1 protein-coding gene is annotated in these 1323 nt (G+C 35.3%); it reads right to left on the bottom strand.

Translation table 11 applies throughout. The annotated features are described in order from the left end of the window. Positions 1-6 precede the first annotated feature (6 nt). On the bottom strand, positions 7-735 hold the full coding sequence (locus A6E03_RS18340) for a hypothetical protein (RefSeq protein WP_065601475.1): 729 nt from the start codon (positions 733-735) through the stop codon (positions 7-9). Positions 736-1323: the final 588 nt, after the last annotated feature.

Raw genomic sequence — 1323 nt, 5'->3', positions numbered from 1 at the left:
CATTTGTTATATGCGTTCTTCATTTGAGTAAGCTTCTTCAACTAAGTTGCCACAATTACTAACTATCGCTAAATATGCTTCAGTACTAAATTTGTGCAAATCAAGTTGGTTATTTTCAATTGTGACCCGAAGGTCTAACCTTTTAATATAAACCTCAAGCACGCCCTTTCTTGTTATACCCTCTTTAGTCCCAGAAAACGTCAATACTCTTCCATTTATTGAGATACAATCTCTTTTTACACCATTAAAAAAATGTGACATCAGTGATGCATAATCTTTGGCAAATTGCATTTGATCATTATTAATATCACACGCTAACAATTCCAAGGTAGACTGATTTTTTAAAGTTAACATACTGAAATAACGCATATTAACACTTTGTAAATCAGTGATCGCCATCGTAAATGCAATAGAAGTTTCTTTACACGATTTATGATACGTAAAATTTGTTAGTGCCGCGTGACATTTTAGCATTCGGTCTATTGCGTCTGTTTTTAACTCAGTGATTAATTCATCTTTATGTTGTATTTTCCACTCCGAAAACACATGATAAGCAATTGCAAAAGACAGCCCCGCAAATACAAAACCGCCAAAACTTAATGATAATGACAATAGATCAAAAAATGACTTAGTTGGTATAGATTCTGATTCAATAACAACGTGATTTATGCCGAACCATGCACCGAATACAATGCCAATACTAAAAACCAATATACTAATAATTTTAAACTTCATTTTTTCCATTTCCAATCAAGCATATAACGCTGGCATAACACGTTTATTACTATGCAAACCAACCTGAATTAACCGCCTTAATCACAAAACTAAAGGCAAACCCAGAACGCCGAATGTAATAAATCGTGTTGATGCGATTGTTGTGCGTGCTTACTTTCGGCTTGGTCAACTTGGTAAAGAACTGCCCTGCCAAGATTTTCTAAGCCTAGATTCTAATTTACCGATGCCAATTAAGCGAACAAAATGTTCTTAAATTGCGAGATAAAGTGAATGGAAAACAAATACATTTTTTACGCCATTTGAACGACTTGGTTTCAGCAAATTTGGAACTGATAAACCAAATATCCTAACCACAATTGGGATTGGAAATGCTGCGAGCAAAACACTGATGCAGACTAAAATGAGGCATAACCAAAGAACAATTGAAGCGTAAATTAGCTTCTGAAACGCCTGAACTTAGGGAAATAAGGGCTAATTTGCCGAACCTGATAATACGAAAACCAAAAGGCAACAAAGAAGAAAGGAACGCTTACTAAGCCGAAACTACGAAAGCCGCGATCCTATTGATGAACCGTGCAAAAAATTTCG

Origin of the sequence: Aliivibrio sp. 1S128 (assembly GCF_001691065.1) — a bacterium.
GTDB lineage: Bacteria > Pseudomonadota > Gammaproteobacteria > Enterobacterales > Vibrionaceae > Aliivibrio.
This window is presented reverse-complemented; position numbering and strand designations above follow the sequence as displayed.

Bases quoted from the DNA above. Each gene is read 5' to 3' on its own strand.
- A6E03_RS18340 (WP_065601475.1), bottom strand. From the start codon at position 735: ATGAAGTTTAAAATTATTAGTATATTGGTTTTTAGTATTGGCATTGTA.